The following is a 25,156-nucleotide window of genomic DNA, read 5'->3' as shown; positions in this document are numbered from 1 at the left end:
CTGGGCTCATTCCTCGGCTCATTCCTCGGACAGGGCATGGGCGACGTCCTCGTCCTCGGGGGCCAGCTCCGCGGCCCTGAGCAGGTCCTGGCGGGCCTGCCGGACCAGACCCGCCGCCCGGTACACCAGGGACCGGTTGAACAGCAGCTCGGCGGTCTCCTCCAGCTTCAGCGCCCGCGACAGGTCGCCCAGCGCCGCCTCGTTGTCACCGCGCTCGAAGGCCAGCTCCGCCCGCCCCGCCCAGGCCGCCACCAGCTCAGGATCGAGCTCCAGGGACTGGTCGAAGGCCACCCGCGACTCCGGGTAGAACCCCTCGGCCAGCTCCACCTGCCCGAGCACGCACAGCAGGTGGGCGTCGCGGGGGGCGAGGGCCAGGCCACGCTCCACGTCCCGCCGGGCCCGCACGTAGTCGCCGGCGGCCACGTGCAGGCCGCAGCGGTTGACGTACGCGGGCGCGAACTCCGGGTCCAGCTCCAGCGTGTGGTCCAGGTCGGCGCGGGCGCCCGGCAGGTCGCCGGCGGCGTAGCGGAGCTCGGAGCGGTTGTAGTACGCCTCGGGGAAGGGCGGGCTGAGCCGCATGACCGCCTCGTAGTCGGCCAGCGCCTCCTCCGACCGGCCCAGCTCGTGCAGCAGGTTGCCCCGGTCGAGGTAGTAGTCGGGGTAGCCGGGGTCGGCCTCGATGGCCCGCGTGTAGTCGGCCAGCGCCGCCTCCCGCCGCCCGGCCAGGGCCAGGAGCTGGCCCCTGTTGGCGTACAGGACCAGCCGGTGGATCGGGTGCTCGTCGGGCAGGTGGGTCTCGGCCAGCTCGATGGCCTGCCGTACGAGGTCCATGGCCGCGTCGTGGCGGCCCCGGCGCACCTCGACCAGGGCCTTGCCGTTGAGGTCGAACCCGAGGTGGAAGGCCCGCTCGCGGGGGTCGGGCAGCAGGGACGTGATCGTGATGGCCTCGTTGATCCAGGCCAGGGCCTGCTCGGGGTCGCGGCGGGCGTGGTCGTGGTGGCGCACGAGGATCATCGCGGTGGCGTACGCGGCGGTGGCGCGGTGCTTGGGATCGGTGCTCACGCGCCTGGCCCGGTCGTAGAGCTCGCGGGCCTCGTCCTCGCGCTCGATCGCCTCCAGGGACGCGGCGACCCGCTGCAGCAGGTGCTGCCACCGCTCCGGCCCGTCCTCGTACGCCAGCCCGCGCAGCGCCTCCAGCCCCGACTCGTCCATGGCGTGGTGGAAGCCCTCGTCGCGGTAACGGTCGAAGTCGGCCGGCAGGGATCCCGTGCCGGGGGCCGAGGGCCCTTCCTCGATCGTCAGGAGGTCGGGGTCGATCCGGCGGCGCAGTACGGTCACCAGCTCGACGTCGGTGTGGTCGGCCTCGCCGAGGTTCGAGACGGTCAGCGTGAGGGGGCCGGTGCGGGCCAGGTGGTCGTGGACGAACTCGGCCAGCCCGTTGGCGATCCGCAGGCTGCGGCGGGCGCCCGGCACGAGCACGCGCTGCTCCCGGGGCAGGTCGTCGGCCAGCGACCGGCGGCGGGCGGGCACGATGTCGCGCAGGCCCGGCGCGGCGGCCCGGATCTCGATGTCGTGTGCGGCGACCAGGTCGGGCCTGCGCTCCAGCGCAGGGGGGACCACGTGGGTGAGCAGTGCCGCACCCAGCGTGTAGGGGCCGCCGATGCGGCGGTCCGCGTCAAGAATGATCGTGTCCACGCGGGCTGCTCTTCCGTGGTGCGGCGGCCGGCGCCCCGCGGGGGACGCCGGCCCTTGGCGGTTCAGGCGTTGTGCCTAGGCGCCGCGGCTGCGGCCGGCTTCACGGTTCCTGGCCGGTGAACGACGATCTTCTTCATGGGCGGCCTTTCACGTACATGCGGGACCGAACGATCATTGATGACCGATACATGTCAACACATTGAAAAGTCGCCGATCAACATTTATCTGGTAAGGGCTAATTCAACGGTAATTACGGCGCAACCGGAACTACTCGCCCAGGATCGCGTCCACGAACACCTCGGGGTCGAAGGGCGCCAGGTCATCCGGCCCCTCACCCAGCCCCACCAGCTTGACGGGCACCCCCAGCTCCCGCTGCACCGAGATCACGATGCCGCCCTTGGCGGTGCCGTCGAGCTTGGTCAGCGCGATGCCGGTGATGTTGACCACCTCGGCGAACACCTGGGCCTGGCGCAGGCCGTTCTGGCCAGTGGTGGCGTCGAGGACCAGCAGCACCTCGTCGACCGTGGCCTTCTTCTCGATGACCCGCTTGACCTTGCCCAGCTCGTCCATGAGGCCGGTCTTGGTGTGCAGGCGGCCGGCGGTGTCGACGATGACGGCGTCGACCTTCTCCTCGATGCCCCTGGCGACCGCGTCGAACGCCACGGAGGCCGGGTCGCCGCCCTCGGGCCCGCGCACGGTGTCGGCACCGACCCGCTCGCCCCAGGTCTGGAGCTGGTCGGCGGCGGCGGCGCGGAAGGTGTCGGCCGCGCCCAGCACGACCTTCTTGCCGTCGCCGATGAGCGAGCGGGCGAGCTTGCCGGTGGTGGTGGTCTTGCCGGTGCCGTTGACGCCCACGACGAGGACGACCGCCGGCCGCTCGCCGTGCTTCTGCACGTGCAGCGTGCGGTCGAGGTCGGGGTTGACCTGCGCGAGGAGCTGCTCCTTCAGCAGGGCGCGAACCTCCTGGTGGGTGCGGCTGCCCAGCACCTTGACCTTGGTGCGCAGCTCCTCGACCATCATGCGGGTCGGCGCGACGCCCACGTCGGCGGTGATCAGGCTCTCCTCGATCTCGTCCCACACCTCGTCGTCGAGACGGTCGCGGGACAGCAGCTCCAGCAGCCCGCGCCCGAGCGCGCTCTGCGAGCGGGCCAGCCGCGAGCGCAGCCGGACCATCCGGCCCGCGGACGGCGGCGGGACCTCGATCTCGGGCTCGACGACCATCGGCTCGGCGGGCTTGACCGGCGGAGGGAGCGTGGTGGTCGCGCCCTCGGCCTCCTCGCCCGCTCCCGCGGGCCGCTTCCCCTCCTCGGGAAGCACGGGGGCCTCTGGCGGCTTGACCGGCGGGGGTGCCTTGCGCCCCGGCCTGAACAGCAGGAAGAGACCGCCGGCCGCCAACAGGGCGACGACGGCCACGATCACGATGACGCCGAGGTAACCATCCACAAGATGTCAGTTTTCCAGATCGACCGGCATGCTCATGCCCAAGGCCACACCGATCAGGCGGACTCGCGCTCCCGGAGCCGCTGGCTGACCACCTGCGTCACGCCGTCACCGCGCATCGACACGCCGTAGAGCGCGTCGGCGATCTCCATCGTGCGCTTGTTGTGGGTGATCACGATGAGCTGCGAGCTCTGCCGCAGCTCCTCGAACAGCCTCAGCAGCCGCTGCGTGTTGGTGTCGTCGAGCGCGGCCTCGACCTCGTCCATCACGTAGAACGGCGACGGCCGCGCCTTGAAGATCGAGATCAGGAACGCCACCGCCGTCAGCGAGCGCTCCCCGCCCGACAGCAGCGACAGCCGCTTGACCTTCTTGCCCGGCGGCCTGGCCTCGACCTCGATGCCGGTGGTCAGCATGTCGGAGGGCTCGGTGAGCACCAGCCGCCCCTCGCCGCCCGGGAAGACCCTGGTGAAGATCTGCTCGAACTCCCTGGCCACGTCCTCGTAGGCCGAGGTGAACATCTGCTCCACCCGGTCGTCGACCTCCTTGACCACGGTCAGCAGGTCGCGCCTGGTCTTCTTGAGGTCCTCCAGCTGCGAGTTGAGGAACGTGTGCCGCTCCTCCAGCGCCGCGAACTCCTCCAGCGCCAGCGGGTTGACCTTGCCCAGCTGGTTCATCTGCCGCTCGGCGGCCCTGGCCCGCTTCTCCTGCTCCTCGCGCACGTACGGGACGGGCGGCTCGCCCGGCACCGGGGCCTCCGGGCCGTATTCGGCGATGAGGGCCTCGGACTCCACGCCGAACTCCTCCAGCGCCCGCTGCTCCATCTGCTCTAGCCGCAGCCGCTGCTCGGTGCGGGCGACCTCGTTGCCGTGCACCCGGTTGACCAGCTTGTCCAGCTCCTGGCCCAGCTCGCGCACCCGTAGGCGGACCTGCTTGAGCTCGGCGTCGACGGCCACCCTGGCCAGGTCGGCCTCGTCGCGCTCCCTGGAGGCCAGCTGGACGGACGCCGAGAGCGCCCCGAGCACCTGCTTGGCGCCCTTGCTGACGGCCTCCGCCACGGCGGCCTGCCGCCTGCGCCTGGCGCGCTGAGCGGCCGCCTGGGCGCGTTCCTCGCGCTCGCGCCTGGCGGCCCGCAGCAGGCCGTCGGCGCGGCCCTCGATGCCCTTGACGCGCTCCTCGGCGGTGCGGACCTGCAGCCGAGTGTCCATCTCGCGCTGCCTGGCGGCCTCGCAGGCGCTCGCCAGATCGTCGCGCAGGTCGGTGGTGGGCTCGGACTCCAGCTCCTGGGCGTATTCGGCCTCGGCCAGGCGGATCTCCAGCTCGGCCAGCTCCTCCAGCCGCTCGGCGCGCCCCTCCTCCGCCCTCGCCACGCTCGCGGCCAGGCGCTCGGCCTCGTCGCGGGCCGCGTTGGCGGCGGCCTCGATCTGGGCCAGCCGCTTGGCCGCCGCCGCGTTGCGCTGGTCGGCCTCCCGCTGGCGGCCCCTGACCTGGTCGAGCGCGCCCTGGGCGGCGCTCACGCCGGCCTGGGCGGTGGTGACGGCCGTCTGTGCCTCGCTGACGTGGGCCTGGGCGGCCTCCAGGGCGGTCTGCGCGGCCTGCTCGCCGGCGATCGCCTCGTCCAGCGCCGTGGCGCTCTCCTCGGCCCTGGCCTCGGCCTCCTCCAGGTCCCTGACGGCCTGGTCGAGCGCCGCCCGCACCTGGAGCACGGAGGTGCCGCCCTCGGACCCGCCGGTGGTCACGTGGGCGCCCACCAGGTCGCCCTGCGTCGTGACGGCACGCAGCCGGGGGTGGCGGTCGACGACGGTGCGGGCCGTCTCCAGGTCGTCCACCACCACGACGTCGGCCAGCACGTGCTCCAGGGCAGGACGCAGGTGGTCGGGCACCGTCACCAGGTCGGCCGCCCACCGGCCACCGCCGGGAGCCGCCGCGCGCGTGCTCTGCCCCCGGCCGGGAGCCGCCGCGCCTCCTTCACCGTCCGTGCCGCCGCCGAGCGCCACCAGGAGGGTGGCCTGGCCCGAGCCCTGGGTGCGGAGCAGCTCCAGGGCCTCCACGGCGGTGTCGAGGGTCTTGACCGCGATCGCCTCGGCGACGGGCCCCAGCACGGCCGCCACCGCGGGCTCGGCCCCGGGCGTCACCTGCATCGAGGCCGCCAGCGGCCCCAGCACCCCGCCCAGGTCGGCCTCCAGCAGCGCCGCCCCGCCGTCGCCCTTGGCCAGCCCCAGCTCCAGCGCGTCACGGCGGGCGGCCAGGGCCGCCACCGAGCGCTGCGTCTCCTGGTCGGTGGCGCGGGCGGTGCCCACGCCCGCCTTGGCGGCCTGCAACGCGGCGCGCGGCGCGTCGAGGCCGGACTTGGCCTCCTCCAAGGCCGCCCGCGCCTCGTCGGCCGCCGCCCTGGCCTCCTCGACCACGGCCTGCGCGGTGGCCAGCTCCTCGGTCAGCGCCGGATCGACGGCCGGCTCCTCCAGCCGCTGGGCCTCCAGGTCCTCCCTGGCCCGCCGCTCGCGCTCGGCCGCGCCGGCCACGGCCTGCTGGAGCCGCCCGATCTCCTCCTCGGCGGCCCGGGCCCGGCTGCGTACGGAATCGACCTGGCCGCGCAGCTTGGCCAGGCCCTCGCGGCGGTCGGCGGCGGCCCTGGCGGCCAGCGCGAGCCGCTGCTCCTCGGCGCTCAGCCCGGCCTCGGCCTCGGCCCGCCGCTGGACGGCCTCCTCCAGCAGCTCCTCCGCCTGCTCCAGCTCGGCCTTGAGGATCAGCTCCCGCTCGCGCACCTCGGCCGCCTCGCGTTCGAGGTCCTCGGGATCGCGGCCGCGGCGCTCGATGGCGGCGGCGTCGAGAGCGTGCCGGTGGCGCTCCGAGGCGAGCTGCTCCAGGCCGGTGATGCGCTCGCGCAGGGACGAGAGCCTGAAGTAGGTCTCCTGGGCGGCCGCCAGCCGCGGCTGGGTCTCGGCCTCGGCGGCCTCCAGCGCCGCCTCGCGCTGCTGCCCCTCCGCCAGCTCGGTCTCGACCTGGTGTCGCCTGGCCGTGATCGCGGCCTCGTCGGCCGCCTCGCGCTCCAGCGTGGCGCGCAGGATGCACACGTCGTCGGCCAGCAGGCGCAGGCGGGCGTCACGCAGGTCGGCCTGGATGACGGCGGCCTTGCGGGCGATCTCCGCCTGGCGGCCCAGCGGTTTGAGCTGGCGGCGCAGCTCGGTGGCGAGGTCTTGGACCCGGGTCAGGTTGGCCTGCATGGCGTCGAGCTTGCGCAGCGCCTTTTCCTTGCGCTTGCGGTGCTTGAGGACGCCCGCGGCCTCTTCGATGAAGGCCCGCCGGTCCTCGGGGCCCGCGTGCAGGACGGCGTCGAGCTGACCCTGCCCGACGATCACGTGCATCTCTCGGCCGATGCCCGAGTCGGACAGCAGCTCCTGGATGTCGAGCAGGCGGCAGGTGTCGCCGTTGATCGCGTATTCGCTCTGCCCCGACCTGAACATCAGCCGGCTGATCGTGACCTCGGTGTAGTCGATCGGCAGCGCGCCGTCGGAGTTGTCGATGGTCAGCGTCACCTCGGCGCGGCCGAGCGGCGGCCGGGAGGAGGTGCCGGCGAAGATCACGTCCTCCATCTTGCCGCCGCGCAGCGACTTGGCGCTGTGCTCGCCCATGACCCAGGCCAGGGCGTCGACGACATTGGACTTGCCGGAGCCGTTGGGACCCACCACACAGGTGATGCCCGGTTCGAACCGCAGGGCGGTCGCGGAGGCGAAGGACTTGAAGCCGCGCAGGGTGAGGGTCTTCAAATACAAGCGCGACCCCCTTCTCCCTGAACGGACTTCGGAAAAGCCTACTGGTCATCACTGCCCCACGTGGGCATCTACAGTCGCGACCACGCTTGACCAGGAATTTCCGTTTTCAGGGCAAATAACAAGGGACGCCTCTCAGAGACGTCCCTGGGTCTTGCGCTCCGATCACTCTCAGGTGAGTGCCGGCTCGCGCTCTTGCATGCGGCTTAGCGCCTCGTCGCGGGTTTGCGCCGCAAGAGCGTCATTGGTGGCCTGAAGTCGGATGAGTTCTGCCTCCAGATCCCGGATACGCTGCTGCAGGCGGCGCATCTCCGAGACCATTCGAGGGTCAGGACCGCCGACGTGGCCGAGTAGAGCCTTCGCCATGGTAAAGGGTCCTCCACGCTGAGTGACCAGACTGGTTCGCGCACTTCTATTCCGCGGGAGGGGTGCGCGTGGTACCTAACAAGAGTCGCACCGGCAGTGTGGGCGGTCAAGTCGAACGAACCGCTGCGCCCTACTGATGGGCACTCCCGACATACAACTATACCCTATTTGGGCGGTTTAACGAAAGCGGCTACCTCTCTACAAAACCGGCCAAACTACCTCGTGGTTCGCTCCAGCGTTCCACTACTCCATCCACCCTGCCCGGCGTGTCGCAACCTCTGAGCAGCTCCAGCAGCTTGACGCACGACTCACGGGGCCCCTCCGCGACCACCTCGACGCGGCCGTCGGTGGTGTTGCGGGCCCACCCGGTCAGGCCGAGCTCCAGCGCCCGCGCCCGGGTCCACCAGCGGAAGCCGACCCCCTGGACCCGGCCCCGCACCCAGGCGGTCAGCCGGGCACTCTCCCCGTCGCTCTCCGGCATCTCGTCTCCTCACGCCACCAGGGCCTCGACCGTGGCCGCCTGCCCGACGGCCGCCTCGTTGAACGCCCGGACGGCGGCCGTCTCCCGGCCCTTGACCCAGGCCAGCCCGAAGATCGACGCGGGCAACCCGGTGACGGGCACGAAGCTGATGTCGGGCCGGCTGTGCTGGGCCGCCGTGGGCGTGCAGAACAGCATGCCACCCCTGTTCAGCGCCACCTGGGTCAGCCCCTCCTGAGTGGTGGCCACCCTGCCGGCCAGCGGGATCGGGCGTCCTGAAGGGGTCACGGAGGGTGCGATCCGCTCCTGCCACGAGCGCGGCGCCGGGCCGTCCAGCCCGATCAGGGGTACGGAGGCCAGCTCCTCCACCCCGATGCCCGCCCGGCCGGCCAGGGGATGGCGGACGGACAGGCCGAGCCGGTGGGAGACGTGGTTCAGGCCCCCGCCCGTCGCCAGGTCGGGCTCGTCCACCGGCAGGAGCGTGAACGCGATGTCCACCTGCCCCGTCCGCAGCCTGCTGAAGGGGTCGGAGAGCGGGATCTCCACCAGCTCGACCGCGCAGCCGGGGTTGCGGCGCTCGAACGCGCGTACGCTGCCCGTGACGACGTCCGTCGGCGTGGCCAGGAACCCGACCCTGAGCACCCCTGTGACCTCGCGGGCGGCGGCCTTGGCCCGGCTCACGGCGCCCGCCAGACCGTCGTAGGAGGGGCGCAGGTCGGCCAGGAAACGCTCGCCGAGCGGGGTGAGCCGCACCCGCCTGCTCGTCCGGTCGAAGAGCCGCCCGCCGATCCTGGTCTCCAGGGAGCGCATGAGCTGACTCACGCGGCCGGGCGACAGGTAGAGGCGCTCGGCCGTACGCGCGAAGTGCAGCTCCTCGCTGAGCACGATGAAGCACTCCAGCTCCCTGAACTCCATCCCCGCCTCCGGCTCGATCGCTTAGCTCACCTAAACCAAGCCTTCGGCCTTCGCCATTGTTCCCGCGCGGGGACCGGCAAGAGGCTGGGCCGCATGACCATGACTGACGTTTCCAGCCCTCTACGGGCGCGCTGGCTCGCCGTGACCTCGGTCGCGGTGGGCACCTTCACCGTTGTGACCAGCGAGATGCTGCCGGTCGGCCTGCTGACCTCGATCGCCTCGGACCTCGGGGTGTCGGCGGGCACGGCCGGGCTGTCCATGTCGGCCCCCGGGCTGGTGGCCGCCGTCTCCGCGCCCGCGCTGGCGGTCACCGCGCGCCGGCTCGACCGGCGCGCCCTCCTGCTGGGGCTGATGGCGCTGCTGGCGGTGGCCAACCTGGCCGCCGCGCTCGCGCCGAACCACCCCGTCATGCTGGCCGCCAGGGTGCTGACGGGGGTGAGCATCGGCGGGTTCTGGGCCTTCGCGGCCGGGATCGGGACGCGGCTGGTGCCCGGGCGGTCCGTGGGGCGGGCCACGTCGATCATCCTGGCCGGGGTGTCGGTGGCGTCGGTGCTGGGGGTGCCGGCGGCGACGTTCGTGTCGTCGTTCGCGGGGTGGCGCAGCGCGTTCGCGGCCACGGGGGTGCTGGCGCTCGCCCTGCTGGCGCTGCTGGCGGCCACGCTGCCGCCGTTGAGGCCGCCGTCCGGGCCCGAATTGTCCCCCGCGCCGGAAAAGCGCTTCTCGTGGCTCTCAGGGCCGCTCAAGGTCGTCCTCGTCCTGACCACCCTGACCGTCTCCGGCCACTTCGCGGCCTACACCTACGTACGCCCGTTCCTGGAGCAGGTCTCGCACGCCGGCCCCGCCCTCGTCGGCACGGCGCTCCTCCTGTATGGCGCCGCGGGCGTGGCGGGCAACTTCGCCGCCGGGGCGCGGGCGGCCAGGAGCCCCCGGGCCACGCTGATCGTGCTGGCCACGCTCATGGCGCTGGCCACGGCCGCCCTCGCGCTGACCGGCCTGCCGCCCCTGGCCGCGCTCGTGGTGTGGGGGCTGGGCTACGGCGGCGTCGGCGTGACCCTGCAACTGTGGATCATGCGGGCGGGCGGGGGCGAGCTCGGCACCGCGCTCTTCGTCGGCGCCTTCAACGTCTCCATCGCGCTGGGCGCGTTCGCCGGGGGCCGGATCGTGGACGGCGTGTCGATCTCCGCCGTCATGTGGACGGGTGCCGGGCTCGCGGTGCTCAGCGCGGCCGTCGCTGGCATCTGGGGCAGGAGTAGGACGACCGGTTCATGAACGCCTCGCGCATGATGGCCGTGCCGCAGCGGGAGCAGGGCAGGTCGCGGCGGCCGTACGCCTCCAGCGAGCGCTCGAAGTAACCGCTCTCGCCGTTGACGTTGACGTACAGGCTGTCGAACGACGTGCCCCCCTGCTCCAGCGCCGCCGCCATGACCGTGCGTACGGCGGCGAGCAGCTCGGCCACCTTGGGCCGGGTGAGCGTCTCGGTGGGCCGGGCCCAGTGCAGCCTGGCGATCCACAGGGCCTCGTCGGCGTAGATGTTGCCGACGCCGCTGATCAGAGACTGGTCGAGCAGTGCCCGCTTGATCTCGGTGCGCTTCGCCCTGAGTTTGCGGGTGAACTCGGCCTCGTCGAACACCGCCTCGAACGGGTCGGGCGCGATGTGCGCGATCGGCTCCGGCACGCCGTTCACCAGGGGGCTGAGCATGATATGGCCGAACGTGCGCTGGTCGATGAAGCGCAGGTCGGGGCCGCCGTCCTCGAAGCGCAGGCGTACCCGCAGGTGTTTCTCCAGCGGCGAGTCGGAGTCCACGACCAGGAGCTGGCCGCTCATCCCCAGGTGGGCCATGAGCGCGTCCTCGCCGCCGGACAGGGGGAGCCACAGGTATTTGCCGCGGCGCTCCGCGGACAGCACCGCGCGGCCCTTCAGCCGCGCGGCGAACTCCTCGGGACCGGGCACGTGACGCCTGATGGCGCGGGGGTGCAGCACCTCCGCGACGGCGATCTCGCGCCCGACCACCCATTGCGCGAGGCCGCGCCTGACGACCTCGACCTCAGGCAGCTCAGGCACTTCGGACCTCGCCCTCTGAAGAACTCTGGGGGAACCTAGATCTCACCTTTTGGACAACGTTCCGCGGGCCCTTCCCGCTTCCGGGATCGCGCGTCCCGGGCGGTGCCTCCGTGACCGCCCGGAAGGCCCTTGACGGACACTTCCGGACCGCTGTCTCCGCGGCTTCGCCGGCTGTCCGGCCGAAGGGATCGCGCAGAGTCTCCGGACGGGCGTTCAGCCCGCCGGCTGGCTCTCGCGCTGCTCCCGGCGGGCCCGGATGCGGGTCCACGCCGCCTCGGCCGCCTGCTGCTCGGCCTCTTTCTTGCTGCGGCCGGTGCCGGAGCCGTAGGACTCGCCGCCGACCCGCACCATCGCCGTGAACGACTTGGCGTGGTCGGGCCCGCTCTCCTCGACGTGGTATTCGGGCACGCCGAGCGCCTCGGAGGCGGTCAGCTCCTGCAGCGAGGTCTTCCAGTCGAGCCCGGCGCCGAGCGAGGCGGAGCGCACGATCAGCGGGTCGAACAGCACGTGCACCACCCGGAACGCCTCGTCGAGGCCCTTGTCGACGTAGATCGCGCCGATCAGCGCCTCGAGGGTGTCGGCCAGGATGGAGGACTTGTCGCGCCCGCCGGTGCCCTCCTCGCCCCTGCCCAGCCGCAGGAACCGGCCCAGGCCCAGGTCTCTGGCCACGTCGGCCAGCGCGCGCATGTTGACCACCGCGGCGCGCAGCTTCGCCAGCTGGCCCTCGGGCAGGTCGGGGTGGTTGCGGTAGAGGGTGTCGGTGACCACCAGGCCCAGCACCGAGTCGCCCAGGAACTCCAGGCGCTCGTTGGTGGGCAGGCCACCGTTCTCGTACGCGTAGGAGCGGTGCGTCAGCGCCCGCTCGAGGATGTCGGAGTCCAGGCCGACCGACAGGACCCGCTCCAACTCGTCTCTGGCGACCTCGACGGCCACCGGCTTAGGACCTGCGCCCACGTGCTTCCTCCTCGGACATCTTCACATGGCGCGTCGGCTGCGAATGATGCCCGAAAACGTGGTGGGCGTCGGGGTAACGCGTAGCCCCGGCGTCCACCACGACCGCGGGCGAACCGCCGCCGCACGCATCTGAGACGGTAACGCCGACCGAGGCACTTTGGCACCCGGTCGGCATCACGTCAACTGGCGGATCAGGCGGACGGCTCGATGACCTGACGACGGTTGTAGGTGCCGCAGGTGGGGCACGCGATGTGCGGCTGCTTGGGCGAACGGCACTGCGGGCAGCTCACCAGGGCGACAGCAGTCGTCTTCCACTGGGAGCGACGGGCGCGGGTGTTGCTCCGCGACATCTTTCGCTTCGGGACGGCCACGTCACTTCTCCTGATCGTTATCTTTGTCGGAAATCAGACCCTGCAACGACGCCCAGCGGGCGTCGATCTTCTCGTGCCGGTGGGCTTCGCCGGCCTCGGCCAGCTTGACCCCGCATTCCGTGCAGAGCCCCGCGCATTCCTCGCGGCACACGGGACTCAGCGGCAGTGCCAGCACCACCGCGTCGCGGAACGTCGGCTCGAGGTCGAGCAGCTCACCGTCGAGCAGTGAGTCCTCCTCCGAGGCGTCCTCGTCGGAGTAGAAGAACAGCTCCTGCAGGTCGACCTCGATCTCCGAGGTGACCGGGTCGAGACACCGCGCGCACTCCCCGGCGAGCGGGGCCTGCGCCGTGCCTGACACGAGCACGCCTTCCATCACTGCTTCGAGCCGGAGATCCAGCTCGACTTCGGCATCCTTGGGGACACCGATCATGTCGACGCCGAGATCCGCCGGTGCCGGGAGGGTCAGGGTCATCTGCCGCATCGTCCCCGGCCGCTTTCCCAGGTCGTGGGTCGAGATCACCCAAGGGGAGCGGGGGTCGAGGTGCTGAGTCATCCTGCTCTCGCTAGGCATGGCGAAAACGATCGCCGTCTTACAAGGCCGAAATGAAAGGATAGCAGGTCGCGCTCAGCCCCTGAGCCGCTCGATGAGCAGCTTGTGGACGAGATCGGGCACGAGGCCCGAGACGTCCCCACCGTATCGGGCGATCTCTTTCACCCGGGAGGAGGAGAGGAACGAGTATTCGGGGTTCGTGGGCATGAACAGCGTCTCCACCCCGGACAGGCGGTAGTTGAGCTGCGCCATCTGCAGCTCGTAGTCGAAGTCGCTGACCACCCTGATGCCCTTGACGATGGCGGGGATGCCGTTCTGCCTGCAGAAATCGACCAGCAGGCCGTGGAACTTCCGGACCTTGACGTTCGGAAATTCCTTGGTCACGGTCTGCAGGATCTCGATCCGTTCGTCCACCGTGAACAAGCTGCTCTTCTCGACGTTGATGAGGACTGCCACGGTCACCTCGTCGTACAGCCGTGCTGATCGGCCGATGATGTCGAGGTGGCCATTGGTGATGGGGTCGAACGACCCCGGGCAGACTACGCGGCGCAAGACGCCTCCCAGGTCTACGGGTTCCCGGCGGCGCGACCGTACCAAACGGACGCTTCGCCATATCGACGGACCCTCTCCTCAACGTACCCTTCAGGCCATATCAGCGGCTTTCCCCTGGTTTCCCTCTCGAATGCCACCAAGCCCCCATCAACCAGCCACCCGTTGTCCCGCAGCAGCTCAAGCGCCCTCTGGACCTCGTCGTCGGACACGGCGTAGGGCGGATCGGCGAAAACGATGTCGTACGGCGCGTCGGGCGCCTTCCCGAGCATCCGCTCGACCTTGTCGGCCACCACGCGGGCGCCTTCGAGGGCGAGCGACTGGACGTTGGCCTTGATCGTGCGGACCGCCTTGGGGTCGGACTCGACCAGCACGGCCTCGGCCGCCCCGCGAGACAGCGCCTCCAGGCCGATCGCGCCCGAGCCGGCGTACAGGTCGAGGACGCGGGTCTCGTGGAGTCCGTACAGTGAGTCGAGCGTCAAGAAGATGCCTTCTCGCGCCCTGTCGCTGGTAGGTCTCGTGCCGCGCCCAGGTGGCACGGCCAACCGCCGCCCACCCGCCGTGCCTGCGATGATCCGCGTCATGTGACCCATTGTTCCGCATGTTCGCGCAGGTCAAGAGTGGACAAGTGTCTGCCTCGACTACGCAAGGGTGATTCACATCGGGCCGGTGGGCCCGCATGATGAGTCTGCGGCCTTCAAGGTGACCCACATGAAGGCCGACCGGCGTGATCGTGAGCCCTTCCGCACGCCGGTTCCCTCGGCACCTGACCCGAGGGTGGGCCCAGCCGGGGACGGCATTCGGGGGGAGGCCGTCCCCGCGGCTGGGGCCCATTTTTCTTTGGCGAGCCCACCTTGACCGGCCCCGCACCCGCCGCGAGGTCCCGGCGCTCCGCCGCGCCCGTCAGGTCTTCTCCAGGTATTCCGCCCGCTCGTCCTCCAGCAGCCGGTCGATCTCCGCCCGCAGTCCCGCGTTCCCGGTCAGCTCCGGGTCCTCGGCCAGGAGCTCCGCCGCCTCGTCCCGGGCCGTGGCGATCACGTCCTCGTCGCGGAGGAGCTGCAGCAGCTTCAACGACGACCGCTTGCCCGACTGCGCCGCCCCCAGCACGTCGCCCTCGCGCCGCTGCTCCAGGTCCACCCGCGACAGCTCGAACCCGTCCAGCGTGGCGGCCACCGCGTCGAGGCGGGCCCGGGCCGGGGTGCCCTCGGGGAAGTCGGAGACCAGGAGGCAGAGGCCGGGCAGGCCGCCGCGGCCCACGCGGCCGCGGAGCTGGTGGAGCTGGGAGACCCCGAAGCGGTCGGCGTCCATGATGATCATCACGGAGGAGTTGGGGACGTCCACGCCGACCTCGATGACCGTCGTGGCCACCAGGACGTCGAGCTCGCCCCGCGTGAACGAGCGCATGATCGCGTCCTTCTCCTCCGGCGGGAGCTTGCCGTGCAGCGTGCCCACCCGCAGGTCGTGGAAGGGGCCCTGGGTCAGCAGGTCGGCCACGTCGAGGACGGCCAGCGGCGGCCTGCGCTCCTCGCCCGCCGTCGTCTCCGAGGCCGCCGCCAGGTCGCCCTCGTCACCCTCCAGGTCGCCGATGCGGGGACACACGATGTACGCCTGCCGGCCCAGCGCCACCTCCTCCCTGACCCGCTGCCAGGTGCGCTCCAGGTAGTGAGGCTTCTCGGCGGCCGGGACGACGTGGGTGGTGATGGGCGCGCGGCCCGACGGGAGCTGGGACAGCGTCGAGACCTCCAGGTCGCCGAACACCGTCATGGCGACCGTGCGCGGGATCGGGGTGGCGGTCATGACCAGGACGTGCGGCCGGCCCCCGCCCGCCTTCTCGCGCAGCGCGTCCCGCTGCTCCACCCCGAACCGGTGCTGCTCGTCCACCACGACCAGCCCCAGGTCGGCGAACTGCACGTGCTCCTGCAGCAGCGCGTGCGTGCCGACGACGATGCCCGCGGTGCCCGAGGCCGCGTCGAGCAGGGCCGAGCGGCGGGCCGCGGCGCCCATCGAGCCGGTCAGCAGCGTGACCGCCGTGCCCCCGAACATGCCTCCCTGGGCCAGGTCGCCCAGCATGTTCGTGATCGAGCGGTGGTGCTGCTGGGCCAGCACCTCCGTGGGCGCCAGCAGCGCCGCCTGCCCCCCGGCGTCGACCACCTGGAGCATCGCGCGCAGCGCCACCACCGTCTTGCCCGCGCCGACCTCGCCCTGCAGCAGCCGGTGCATCGGGTGCTCGAGAGCCAGGTCTGCGGCGATCTCCTCGCCCACCTGCGCCTGCCCCTCGGTCAGCGAGAACGGCAGGCGCGTGTCGAAGTCGGCCAGCATCCCGTCGGAGCGCCGGGGACGGGCCTTGGCGGGCCAGGCGGTGGCGGCCTGGCGGCGCTGGAGCAGCACGGCCTGCAGCACGAACGCCTCGTCGAACTTCAGCCGCCGACGCGCCCGCCCCACCTCCGCGAACTCCTTCGGCCGGTGGATGGCCACCAGCGCCTCGCCCAGGTCCTGCAGCCCGTGGCGGGCCCGCAGGTCCGCGGGCAGCGGATCGTCCAGGGGCCCGAGCGTGTCGAGCACGACGCCGACCGCGCGCCTGATCGCCCACGGCGTCAGGTCCTTGCCCGCCGGGTAGATCGGCACCGGCGCCGACGCGAACTCCTCCGCGCTCGCCTCGCTCTCCTCGAACAGCTCGAACTCCGGGTGCGCGAGCTGCCAGCGCGGGCTGGTGCGCGACCCGAACAGCCCCACCTTCCCGGCGAACATCCCGCGCCGCCCCGGCTTGAGCCGCGACTCGGCCACGTGGGAGCCCTTGCCGAAGAACGACAGGTAGATCTTGTTGCGGTTGCCGTCGACGACCTCGACCTCCAGCCAGGTGCCGCCGCGGTTGCGCATGGGCTTGCGCATGAGCCTGGTGACCTCGCCGACCACGGTGACGTGCTCGTCGACCTCCAGCGCGTCCAGCGAGGTCAGCTCGCCGCGCTCGGCGTAGCGCCGCGGGTAGTGGCGCAGCAGGTCGCCGACCGTCTCCAGGTCGAGCACGCTGTGCAGCAGCTTGGCGGTCTTCGGGTCGAGCGCCTTCGTCAGAGGCTCGTCGAAACGGCTCACGGCAATAAGTTCTACCGCCTGCGGCCGACAGGAATCCCCGATGACGCCGCCAGTGTCGCTCGGGGTCGCCGAAGAGCGGGTGGCGGCGGCTCAGGAGCCACGGCTCATGGGGGTGGGCGCCGTCACTCCACGCCGATCAGGAGCGGGTAGCCGTCCTGCTCGCCGTCGTACACGACCAGGTCCACGTCCGGCCGCGTATGCCCGAGGTGCTCCTCCACGAGACCCGCGAGCCCCTCCGGGGCCTTCGCCCCCGTGACCAGCGTGACCATCTCGCCCCCGCCCGCCAGCATCCGGTCCACCACCGTGACGGCCACGCCCTCGACCGACCCGCCGATCAGCGCCACGTCCCCGTCGATCATGCCCAGCACGTCACCCGGCCGGCACACCCCGGCGCTCGTGAACGCGGCCCTGTCGGTCACCGTCACATGCCCGTACCGCGTGTGCCCGGCCGCGTCCGTCATCGCCACCACGTCGTCGTCGAAGCGGCGCAGCGGGTCGTGCACGGCCAGGGCGGCCAGGCCCTGCACGGTCGCCTTCGTGGGCAGCACGCTGACCGCCACCCCGTCCTCGCGGGCGACCTCCGCCGCCGCGGCGGCGACCGAACGGACGCCCTCGTCGTTCGGCAGGACCGCGACCTCGGTGCCCGCCTGCCTGATCGCGACCAGCATGGCGGGGAGCGTGGGACTGGTGCCGGGCGCGCGCCGTACGACGACCGCGCCGCACTCCTCGAACAGCGCCGCGATCCCGTCCCCCGCGGCCACCGCCACCACGCCCCGGCCCGCGCTCGCCCGGTGGGTGCGCTCGGCCAGGTACGTGATCCTGATCCGGTGCGGCCGGCCCGCCCGGATCCCCGCCTCGACGGCCGGACCCGCCTCGGGGACGTGGACGTGCACGTTCCACAGCCCCTCGCCGCCGACCACGACCAGCGAGTCGCCCATGGCGTCGAGCTCCTCGCGCAGCCCCGCCACCGCCCGGTCGTCGGCGTCCAGCAGGTACGTCACCTCGTAACCCGCCCCGACCTCGGTCATCGGCGAGACCCGCGCGGTCGGCGCGGGCACGTCGTAGTGGCCGACGCCGGAGCCGGTGATCACCGCGGCCAGGGTCTCCAGCACGATCGCCGCCCCGGCGCCGCCCGCGTCCACGACGCCGCTGCGGGCCAGCACCTCCAGCTGGTCGGGCGTACGGCGCAGGGCCGCCCGCGCCTCCCCCGCCGCCTGCCGCGCCACCTCGGGCAGGTCGCCCTCCACTCCCTGCACGGCCCGCGCCGCCGACTCCAGCACGCTCAGCACCGTGCCCTCGACCGGCCTGGCGACGGCCTCCCTGGCCAGCAGCGCCGCCCTGAGCAGCCCGGCCCGCAGGTCCTGGCCGTCCTTCAGCACCTCGGCGAGGCCGCGCAGCGCCTGGCTGACGATCACCCCGGAGTTGCCGCGCGCGCCCACCAGCGCCCCGTACGAGAGCGTCTGCCACACCACGGCGACGTCCACGTCCTCGGGCAGCGACTCGACGGCCTCGGCCGCGGACAGCATGGTCAGGTGCAGGTTGGTGCCGGTGTCGCCGTCGGCCACCGGGAAGACGTTGAGTGCGTCGATCTCCGTCCTGGCCTGGCCGAGCGCGTCGGCGGCCAGGCGGGCCCAGCGCCGCACGGCGGGTGGGTCGAGGATCTTCATCTGCGCCCTCCGACTGTCTCCCCGACCGAACCGGGCCAACCGGGCCGACCGAACTCCAGCCCCGGATGCGCTACCGTTGTCCGAGGAGGATATCCCCGCTCGGGGCCCGGTCCAGGTGCTCTGGTTCGCGCCCATCGGGGTGGATCAGATATTCTCGTCTGGCTGGCCGGTTGTCCCGGCATGCCCTCCGCCCGGAAAGCATCAGCGGACAGGGCTACATCGACTGTTTTAAGGAGCGATACCGTGGCTTCCGTCTGCGATGTCTGCCGCAAGGGGCCGACCTTCGGCAACAACGTTTCCCACTCGCACCGCCGCACCCGCCGTCGTTGGAACCCCAACATCCAGACGGTTCGCGCGGTCGTCGGCGGCACGCCGAAGAAGCTGAACGTGTGCACCTCGTGCATCAAGGCGGGCAAGGTCACCCGCTAGTTCTCACTTCCACGAAGGCCCGCCTCCCCCTAGGGAGTAGCGGGCCTTCGTCATGCCCGGAGGCTCCTCCCTCCCCCACCGGATTCCGGTAAAGGTCCTTGGGCAGCAGGGACGGCCGATGGACCACGAGCGGCCAAAGCCCCTGCTGCTGACCGTGGTGGGCCGGGGCCGTCGGGGTCAGCGCCAGCGCCAGGCGTGGTCCACCGGGCCGATGCCGGCGCCCAGGGGGAAGCCTCTGGCGATCGCGCCCGTCACGTACTCCTTGGCCTTGCCCACCGCCTCCGGCACGTCGTCGCCCTGGGCGAGACGGGAGGCGATGGCCGAGGCGAGCGTGCAACCCGTGCCGTGGGTGTGGCGGTTGTCGAGGCGGTCGGCGGCGAAGCGGTATTCGCTGGTGCCGTCCGTGAGCAGGTCGACCGGCGGTCCCGGCAGGTGCCCGCCCTTGATGAGCGCCCACGCGGGCCCCAGCTCCAGCACGGCGTCCGCGGCCCGCCTCAGGTCGTCCTCGCCCTCCACCTTCACCGACGTGAGCTGCTCGACCTCCCACAGGTTCGGCGTCACCACGGTGGCCAGGGGCAGCAGGCGGGTCCGTACGGTCTCGACGGCCTCGGGCGCGAGCAGCGAGTCACCGTGCTTGGACACCCCGACCGGGTCCACGACCAGCGGAGCCGCGTACGAGGCCAGCACGTCGGCGACCGTCTCCACGAGCGCGGGCGAGGCCAGCATGCCGGTCTTCACCGCCTGCGCGCCGATGTCGCCGAGCACCGAGTCGAGCTGCGCGCGCACGGCCTCGGGCGGCAGCTCCCAGTAGCCCTGGACGCCCAGCGAGTTCTGCGCCGTCACCGCGGCGATGACGCTCATGCCGTGGACACCCATGGCCAGCATGGTCTTCAGATCAGCCTGGATGCCCGCGCCGCCCCCTGAGTCGGAGCCGGCGACGGTCAGCACGCGTGGAGGGGTCGAAACCGTCATGTACCCCATCCAACCACTCAGATGACGGCGCACTCCCCGCTGACGAGCCCGCAGTTCTGGGCCTTGGAGCCCCTCCCCGTGGCCGTGAACGTGACCTGGACCGAGTCCCCGGCCGCCACCGACGCCGTGAGGTCCAGGATCAGCAGATCACCGTCCTGCGTCCATTCGGCGCCGTCCACGTCCACGACCGTGCCGTCCACGGGCACGGAGACCGTCGGGGCCGCCAGGGTCTCGGCGGAGGTGTTCGAGAGCGTGAGGTCGGCCTTGTAGGTGGTCAGGCGCTGCCGGATCGTCTGCTTGACGTTGACGGAGGCGCCGCTCGCCGACTCGATCGTGCCCGTGGCGGTGGGGACCGGGGTGGGCTCGGTGCCCGACGCGCCGCCCGTGTCGTCCTCGTCCAGCGTCGAGGCCTCCTCGCTCGGCGCCTCCGACGCGGTCTGGTCGGCCGGCGGCTCGTCCGTCGGGTCCTCCGTGGGCTCAGCCTGCTTCTTCACCCGGGTCTTGGTGGGCGTCGGCGTGGCGGAGGCGGTGCGGCTCGGCTGGCGGGCGCTGAACGTGGGCGTGGGCGTCGGGGTCTCGGCGGCGGGATCGCCCTCGCCTTCCTCCGACGGCTCCTCCTCGGGGGCGGCCTCCGCCTCCTCCTCGGCGGGGTCGGAGACGCTGGGACCGGGCTGGCTGGTGGTCGCCTGTACGGCCGCGCAGCTCGTGCCCTCGCACTTGGCGGGCTCGCCGGAGCTCATGAACTTGACGCCGGCCACGGTGCCGCCGAGCACGACGGCCACGGCGGCGACCGAGAGCAGCGCCACCCGGCCCTTGCCGGCTCCCGAGGGAGCGGCCAGCACGTCATCGCCGCCTCCGCCTCCGCCGTCTCCGCCTCCGCCGTCTCCGCCTCCGCGTCCCGACCTGCGGCGGCCGCGGCGGCCCCGGGGCTCGTCCGGCTCGTCCGCACCGTCGTTCGACCAGCCGGAGCCGAGGAAGCCGGTCTCGGCGTCCGCCCAGGCCGGGGCCTGCACGGCCGTGGGCTCGCCGGCCACCTTGATGTCGCCCGGCTCGGGCGGCACGCCGTGGACGGGGTTGGGGCCGGAGGGGGCGTCGAACCTCGCGGTACGGTCCGCGGGCCCGTCGAAGGAGTCGGGGCGGCCGAACGGGTCGCCGAAGGGCTCCTGGCGGCCGAAGGGCGCGTCGAACCGCGCCGTGCCGTCGGCGGGCCCGTCGAACCGCGCCGTGCCGTCGGCGGGCCCGTCGAACCGCGCCGTGCCGTCGGCGGGCCCGTCGAACCGCGCCGTCTGATCGGCAGGCCCGTCGAACCGCGCCGTCTGGTCCGCGGGTCCGTCGTACGGCCCGCGCCGGCCCGGCTCGTCGAACAGCCCACGGTCGCCCGGCCCGTCGAAGGCGCCGGGGCGATCGGCGGGGCCGGCGAAGAAGCCCGTCTGGTCGGCCGGGCCGTCGAAGAAGCTGTTGTGGGGCCCGGGGCCGTTGAAGGGGCCCGGTTCGCCGAAGGGGCGGTCCGAGGGCTGCTCCCACTCGGGTGGGCGGGCGAACGCGCCCGTCGTCTCGAACGGCCCGGCCTCAGGACCCTTGGGAGCCGGCGGTGGCGGGAAGGCGCCCGCTGGGTCGTTGGCCGGTGGAAAGCCGCTGGCGGAGTCGGTGGGCAGCGCGAAGGCCCCGGTGGTCTCGTACGGCTCCGACTGCGGCGCGCGCGGCGGCGGCCCGTCGGTGCGCCGGGGCATCGGAGCCCACTGGCCCGTCACCTCGGGCCGGTCGGGCAGCGAAGGCCAGCCCGGTGCCTCGTCCGGCTCGTCAGGACCCCAGAATGCGCTGCCGTTCCCCCGTTCGTCCCCGTCGTCGGATCCACCTGTGCCGTGGCGGCCCATGGCTGCCCTTTCTGCCGGTTACAGTGGCCGCCAATCTTCATAACACCTTTGCTACGCCGTTGTCACAGCAATCCCACTAGTCATACCCCAAACGGGGAAAATATCACGTAAATCGGGACATCTCATCACCGAAAGTGATCCCATCCGCGTTGCCCGATTTCGCGCCCATACACCACAACTCCCGCACCTTCGACCACGCGGCCCACCACCTGCCAGGCCGCCGGCAGCCGTACCTCCGCCGGGAACACGGCCGCCAGGGCGTGATCCTCGCCACCCGTGAGCACCCACTCCAGCGGGTCGGCCCCCAGCTCCTTGGCCGCCGCCGCCACCGGCTCCCCCACCGCGAACGCCTGGGGATCCAGCTCCACGCGTACGCCGCTGGCCTCGGCGATGTGGCCGAGGTCCTGCAGCAGCCCGTCGCTGACGTCCAGCATCGCGCTCGCGCCCAGCTCGGCCGCCGCGGGCCCCATCGCGTACGGCGGGCTCGGCCGCCGGTGCCCGGCCACGGCCTCCTGGAGCGCGGGGGTCTCCACCGGCACGCCGGCCTCCAGCAGCGCCCATCCCGCGGCGGCGTACCCCAGCCGGCCCGCCACCGCCACCACATGCCCCGGCCTGGCCCCGGAGCGTTTGACGGGAGCCCGCCCGCCCAGGTCGCCCAGCGCGGTCACCCCGATGACGACCAGGTCGCAGCGGGTGACGTCGCCCCCGGCCACGCTCGCGCCGACCGTCGCGCACTCGTCCCTGAACCCGTCGGTCAGCGCGTCCAGCCAGTCCAGCGGCAGGTCGGCCGGGATGCCGAGCCCGACCACGATGGACGTGGGCGCCGCGCCCATGGCCGCCACGTCGGACAGGTTCTGGGCGGCGGCCTTGCGGCCCACGTCATAACCGCTGGACCAATCGCGGCGGAAGTGCCTACCCTCGATCAGCAAGTCCGTTGAGACCACCACGCGCCCGTCGGGCGCGCCGATGAGGGCGGCGTCGTCACCCGGGCCGAGCATTACCGCGGCCCCTTGGGGCAGACGTCCGGTAATACGATTTACCACACCGAATTCGCCGAGATCTCCGACTGTGATGACGCACCTCCTGACGCACACAGGGTACGGTGGCCCTTCGGCGTGATCGAATCGCCCGGGAGGACGTGATGGTGCAGGCCTACATCCTTATCCAGACCGAGGTCGGCAAGGCCGCCGCCGTGGCCCGCGAGATCTCCGGGATTCCGGGGGTCACACAGGCGGAAGACGTGACGGGGCCCTACGACGTCATCGTGCGCGCGGAGGCCAACAACGTCGATGAGCTGGGCAAGCTGGTCGTCGCGCAGATTCAGGCGGTGGAGGGCATCACGCGTACTCTTACGTGTCCGATCGTCCACATCTAAAGGTAGTCGTCGCATGCGTGCCGCCGCCGCCCTGCTCGTTCTCCTAGCACTCGCCGGTTGCGGCGGCACCGTACAGGTCGATCCGCCCGTCCCGCAGGGCGAGGCGGTCGCGGCCTGCGACAAGCTGGCCACCTTGCTGCCCTCGACGCTCGACGGCGACGAGCGTGGGACGTCCACGCCCGAGTCGCCGTACGTGGCCGTCTGGGGCTCCGGCACCATCGCGCTGCGCTGCGGGGTGGGCCGTCCGGTCAGGATGGCGCCCACCGACACCCTCCAGGAGATCAGCGGCGTGGGATGGTTCGCCGACCCCGACAGGCCCGCGCTGTTCACGGCCGTGACCGACACCGCCTACGTGGAGGTCACGGTCGGCGGCGAGCACGTCGCCGCCGAGGTGCTGGCCGACCTGTCGAAGCCGATCGCCGAGATCTCACCGCAGACCCGGTGACCGCCGCAGCGCGAGCTGGACGAGCCGGTCCACCAGGGCGGGGTAGGAGAGGCCGGAGGCCGCCCACAACTGCGGGGCCACCGACAGCGACGTGAACCCCGGCATGGTGTTGATCTCGTTGAAGATCACCTTGCCGTCGGGGGTGTAGAAGAAGTCGACCCGGGCGAGGCCCTCGCATTCGAGCGCCTCGAACGCGCGCACGGCCATCGCCCGCAGCTCCTCTGCCGTCTCCTGCGGGATGTCGGCGGGCACGGTGAGCGACATCTGGTCGGGGTAGTACTTCGCCTCGAAGTCGAAGAACTCCTGCCCGCCCTCGACCTTCACCTCGCCGGGCATCGACGCGGTCGCGGGCTCGTCGCCGAGCGACTCCAGCACCGCGCACTCGATCTCGCGGCCGACGATCGCGGCCTCGATGAGCACCTTGGGGTCGTGCTGCCTGGCGAAGTCCACGGCCGCCTCCAGCTCGGCCCGGTCGGAGGCCTTGGAGATGCCCTGCGAGGAGCCCGCCCTGGCCGGCTTGACGAACACCGGGTAGCCGAGCTCTTCGGCCTCCTTGACCACGCACTCGCGGTTGAGGCGCCAGTCGCGGTCGCGTACGACGACGTAGCGGCCCGTCGGCAGCCCCGCGGCGGCCATGACCGTCTTCATGTGGGCCTTGTCCATGCCCACGGCGCTGGCCAGCACGCCGGAGCCGACGTAGCGCACCCCGGCCATCTCCAGCAGCCCCTGGATGGTGCCGTCCTCCGCGAACGGCCCGTGCATCACGGGGAACACCACGTCCACCGAGCCGAGCTCCACCGGGATGCTGCCGGGGTCGTAGGCCACCAGCGAGCTGCCGCCCGAGGGCAGCGCCAGCGCCGCGCCCGTGGTGACGACGACCGGCAGCTCGCCTTCCTCGATGGCGAACCGCTGGTCGGAAGCGGCCAGCACCCACCTGCCGTCCTGGGCGATCCCGATGGGGATCACCTCGTACTTGCTCCTGTCGATCGCATCCAGCACGCTGCCCGCGCCCATCAGGGACACGGCGTGCTCCGAATTGCGACCTCCGAAAACGACGGCGACGCGTGGCTTGCTCATGGTGTCCGAATCTACCGGGGTGTCCCTGTCAACAGCGAGTCGAGCACGCCGTATTCAGGTCTTTCTCACAACCCGTACCGCTCGGGTTTGGGCGAGCGGGACATGAGCAGCATGCCCGCTTCCGACGGAGACATGCCGTCGTGCACGACTCCGACGACGACCTCGGTGATCGGCATCTCGACGTCGTGTTTTCTGGCCAGTTCGAGCACCGACTCGCAGGACTTCACGCCCTCGGCGGTCTGCTTGGTCGCGGCGACGACCTCGGCCAGGGTCATGCCCCTGCCCAGGTTCTCCCCGAACGTACGGTTGCGCGACAGCGGGGACGTGCACGTCGCCACCAGGTCGCCCATGCCCGCCAGCCCCGCGAACGTGTGCGGATCGGCCCCCAGAGCCGCGCCCAGACGGGAGATCTCGGCCAGGCCCCTGGTGATGAGCATGGCGCTGACGTTGTCGCCCATGCCCATGCCCGCGGAGACGCCCACGGCCAGGGCGATCACGTTCTTCACCGCGCCGCCCAGCTCGACCCCGACCACGTCGGGGTTGGTGTAGGGGCGGAACCACGGCGGCAGATGACAGATCGCCTGCAGCCGCTCGGCGACCGACGCGTCGGTGGCGGCCACCACGGTCGCGGCGGGCTGGCGCTGGGCGATCTCCAGGACCAGGTTCGGCCCCGAGACGACCGCCACCCGCTGCTCGGGCACCTCCGCCACCTCGCGGATCACCTCGCTCATGCGCTTGGTGGTGCCGAGCTCGATGCCCTTCATCAGGCTCACCAGCACCGCCTCGGACGGGATCAGCTCCCGCCAGGCCCCCAGGTTGGTGCGCAGCGTCTGGGACGGCACGGCGAGCACCACGAAGTCGGCCCCGTCGAGGGCCTCGGCCGGGTCGGTCGTCGCCCGCAGGCCGGCCGGCAGCACCACGCCGGGCAGGTAGTCGGGGTTGGTGTTCGCGTCGTTGATCGCGTCCACCACCTCCTGCCTCCGGCCCCACAGCGTGGTCCGGTTGCCCGCCTCCGTGAGGATCATGGCGAACGTGGTGCCCCACGAGCCCGCACCGAAAACGGCCACCTTTGTCATGCCA

The 25,156-nt window shown here is 72.0% G+C and carries 23 protein-coding genes; 4 read left to right on the top strand and 19 right to left on the bottom strand.

Features of this window, described 5'->3' with window-relative positions; all coding sequences use genetic code 11:
- Window positions 1-18: 18 nt before the first annotated feature.
- The 6 genes from ACTWPW_RS02960 to ACTWPW_RS02935 all read right to left on the bottom strand — a co-directional run bounded on the left by ACTWPW_RS02960 (window position 19) and on the right by ACTWPW_RS02935 (window position 8,661).
- The gene (locus ACTWPW_RS02960) at window positions 19-1,695 is read right to left on the bottom strand and encodes a tetratricopeptide repeat protein (protein WP_443167875.1); all 1,677 of its coding nucleotides are present in this window, start codon (window positions 1,693-1,695) and stop codon (window positions 19-21) included.
- Between the two features lie 267 nt (window positions 1,696-1,962).
- Window positions 1,963-3,138: a signal recognition particle-docking protein FtsY gene (ftsY, locus tag ACTWPW_RS02955; protein ID WP_375111360.1), complete on the bottom strand. Its 1,176-nt coding sequence runs from the start codon at window positions 3,136-3,138 to the stop codon at window positions 1,963-1,965.
- A gap of 53 nt (window positions 3,139-3,191) precedes the next feature.
- Window positions 3,192-6,905 (bottom strand): chromosome segregation protein SMC, encoded by a 3,714-nt coding sequence (gene smc, locus ACTWPW_RS02950; RefSeq protein WP_443167874.1) that lies wholly within the window; start codon window positions 6,903-6,905, stop codon window positions 3,192-3,194.
- Between the two features lie 168 nt (window positions 6,906-7,073).
- Window positions 7,074-7,268 carry a hypothetical protein gene (locus tag ACTWPW_RS02945; protein ID WP_090938435.1) on the bottom strand — a complete coding sequence of 65 codons (195 nt, stop codon included), beginning with the start codon at window positions 7,266-7,268 and terminating at the stop codon, window positions 7,074-7,076.
- A 190-nt stretch (window positions 7,269-7,458) separates the two neighbouring features.
- A complete protein-coding gene (locus tag ACTWPW_RS02940; RefSeq protein ID WP_364117990.1) occupies window positions 7,459-7,749 on the bottom strand; it encodes an acylphosphatase in 291 nt (96 codons plus the stop codon).
- A 9-nt stretch (window positions 7,750-7,758) separates the two neighbouring features.
- The gene (locus ACTWPW_RS02935; protein WP_443167873.1) at window positions 7,759-8,661 is read right to left on the bottom strand and encodes a LysR family transcriptional regulator; all 903 of its coding nucleotides are present in this window, start codon (window positions 8,659-8,661) and stop codon (window positions 7,759-7,761) included.
- Window positions 8,662-8,754: 93 nt separating this feature from the next.
- Between ACTWPW_RS02935 and ACTWPW_RS02930 the strand changes: the two genes are divergently transcribed.
- Window positions 8,755-9,930 (top strand): MFS transporter, encoded by a 1,176-nt coding sequence (locus ACTWPW_RS02930; RefSeq protein ID WP_375111363.1) that lies wholly within the window; start codon window positions 8,755-8,757, stop codon window positions 9,928-9,930.
- Here the strand turns inward: ACTWPW_RS02930 and mutM are convergent.
- The 8 genes from mutM to ACTWPW_RS02890 all read right to left on the bottom strand — a co-directional run bounded on the left by mutM (window position 9,878) and on the right by ACTWPW_RS02890 (window position 17,904).
- Entirely contained in the window at window positions 9,878-10,723 is an 846-nt protein-coding gene (gene mutM / locus ACTWPW_RS02925) for a bifunctional DNA-formamidopyrimidine glycosylase/DNA-(apurinic or apyrimidinic site) lyase (RefSeq protein WP_375111364.1), read from the bottom strand. The two genes, ACTWPW_RS02930 and mutM, sit on opposite strands and share 53 nt — an antisense overlap.
- A 213-nt stretch (window positions 10,724-10,936) precedes the next feature.
- Complete coding sequence (rnc, locus tag ACTWPW_RS02920) at window positions 10,937-11,656, bottom strand: ribonuclease III (RefSeq protein WP_364118032.1); 720 nt, start codon at window positions 11,654-11,656, stop codon at window positions 10,937-10,939.
- A gap of 212 nt (window positions 11,657-11,868) precedes the next feature.
- Window positions 11,869-12,048, bottom strand: coding sequence for a 50S ribosomal protein L32 (gene rpmF / locus ACTWPW_RS02915; RefSeq protein ID WP_033409409.1), 180 nt, complete (start codon window positions 12,046-12,048; stop codon window positions 11,869-11,871).
- A gap of 1 nt (window position 12,049) precedes the next feature.
- Window positions 12,050-12,619, bottom strand: coding sequence for a YceD family protein (locus ACTWPW_RS02910; protein WP_375111365.1), 570 nt, complete (start codon window positions 12,617-12,619; stop codon window positions 12,050-12,052).
- Window positions 12,620-12,673: 54 nt separating this feature from the next.
- Window positions 12,674-13,150, bottom strand: coding sequence for a pantetheine-phosphate adenylyltransferase (coaD, locus tag ACTWPW_RS02905; protein WP_364117981.1), 477 nt, complete (start codon window positions 13,148-13,150; stop codon window positions 12,674-12,676).
- A gap of 14 nt (window positions 13,151-13,164) precedes the next feature.
- Entirely contained in the window at window positions 13,165-13,731 is a 567-nt protein-coding gene (rsmD, locus tag ACTWPW_RS02900) for a 16S rRNA (guanine(966)-N(2))-methyltransferase RsmD (protein WP_443167872.1), read from the bottom strand.
- A 319-nt stretch (window positions 13,732-14,050) separates the two neighbouring features.
- Window positions 14,051-16,237 (bottom strand): ATP-dependent DNA helicase RecG, encoded by a 2,187-nt coding sequence (gene recG, locus ACTWPW_RS02895; RefSeq protein ID WP_443167871.1) that lies wholly within the window; start codon window positions 16,235-16,237, stop codon window positions 14,051-14,053.
- Window positions 16,238-16,359: 122 nt separating this feature from the next.
- A complete protein-coding gene (locus ACTWPW_RS02890) occupies window positions 16,360-17,904 on the bottom strand; it encodes a DAK2 domain-containing protein (RefSeq protein ID WP_443167870.1) in 1,545 nt (514 codons plus the stop codon).
- Window positions 17,905-18,147: 243 nt separating this feature from the next.
- Here ACTWPW_RS02890 and rpmB point away from each other — a divergent pair, with 243 nt between their 5' ends.
- Window positions 18,148-18,333, top strand: coding sequence for a 50S ribosomal protein L28 (gene rpmB / locus ACTWPW_RS02885; RefSeq protein ID WP_043618345.1), 186 nt, complete (start codon window positions 18,148-18,150; stop codon window positions 18,331-18,333).
- A 177-nt stretch (window positions 18,334-18,510) separates the two neighbouring features.
- On the opposite strand, the gene thiD is transcribed toward rpmB, so the two are convergent.
- From thiD to ACTWPW_RS02870, 3 genes are all read right to left on the bottom strand, one after another.
- Window positions 18,511-19,314 carry a bifunctional hydroxymethylpyrimidine kinase/phosphomethylpyrimidine kinase gene (gene thiD / locus ACTWPW_RS02880; protein ID WP_375111369.1) on the bottom strand — a complete coding sequence of 268 codons (804 nt, stop codon included), beginning with the start codon at window positions 19,312-19,314 and terminating at the stop codon, window positions 18,511-18,513.
- Between the two features lie 8 nt (window positions 19,315-19,322).
- Complete coding sequence (locus ACTWPW_RS02875) at window positions 19,323-21,179, bottom strand: hypothetical protein (RefSeq protein WP_443167869.1); 1,857 nt, start codon at window positions 21,177-21,179, stop codon at window positions 19,323-19,325.
- 125 nt (window positions 21,180-21,304) lie between these two features.
- Window positions 21,305-22,273: a thiamine-phosphate kinase gene (locus ACTWPW_RS02870; RefSeq protein WP_443167868.1), complete on the bottom strand. Its 969-nt coding sequence runs from the start codon at window positions 22,271-22,273 to the stop codon at window positions 21,305-21,307.
- 47 nt (window positions 22,274-22,320) lie between these two features.
- Here ACTWPW_RS02870 and ACTWPW_RS02865 point away from each other — a divergent pair, with 47 nt between their 5' ends.
- Together ACTWPW_RS02865 and ACTWPW_RS02860 are read left to right on the top strand one after the other, a co-directional pair.
- The gene (locus ACTWPW_RS02865) at window positions 22,321-22,554 is read left to right on the top strand and encodes an Lrp/AsnC family transcriptional regulator (RefSeq protein ID WP_106249262.1); all 234 of its coding nucleotides are present in this window, start codon (window positions 22,321-22,323) and stop codon (window positions 22,552-22,554) included.
- A 13-nt stretch (window positions 22,555-22,567) separates the two neighbouring features.
- A complete protein-coding gene (locus ACTWPW_RS02860) occupies window positions 22,568-22,999 on the top strand; it encodes a DUF3515 family protein (RefSeq protein ID WP_443167867.1) in 432 nt (143 codons plus the stop codon).
- On the opposite strand, the gene ACTWPW_RS02855 is transcribed toward ACTWPW_RS02860, so the two are convergent.
- A complete protein-coding gene (locus ACTWPW_RS02855) occupies window positions 22,982-24,076 on the bottom strand; it encodes a D-alanine--D-alanine ligase family protein (RefSeq protein WP_443167866.1) in 1,095 nt (364 codons plus the stop codon). The two genes, ACTWPW_RS02860 and ACTWPW_RS02855, sit on opposite strands and share 18 nt — an antisense overlap.
- A gap of 65 nt (window positions 24,077-24,141) precedes the next feature.
- Window positions 24,142-25,152, bottom strand: a complete 1,011-nt coding sequence (locus ACTWPW_RS02850) for an NAD(P)H-dependent glycerol-3-phosphate dehydrogenase (protein WP_364117964.1) — start codon at window positions 25,150-25,152, stop codon at window positions 24,142-24,144.
- Between the last annotated feature and the right edge of the window lie 4 nt (window positions 25,153-25,156).

This window comes from Nonomuraea sp. KM90, from assembly GCF_052246675.1.
GTDB lineage: Bacteria > Actinomycetota > Actinomycetes > Streptosporangiales > Streptosporangiaceae > Nonomuraea.
The sequence above is the reverse complement of the archived record's forward strand: the minus strand, read 5'-3'. Positions and strand labels throughout refer to the sequence as shown.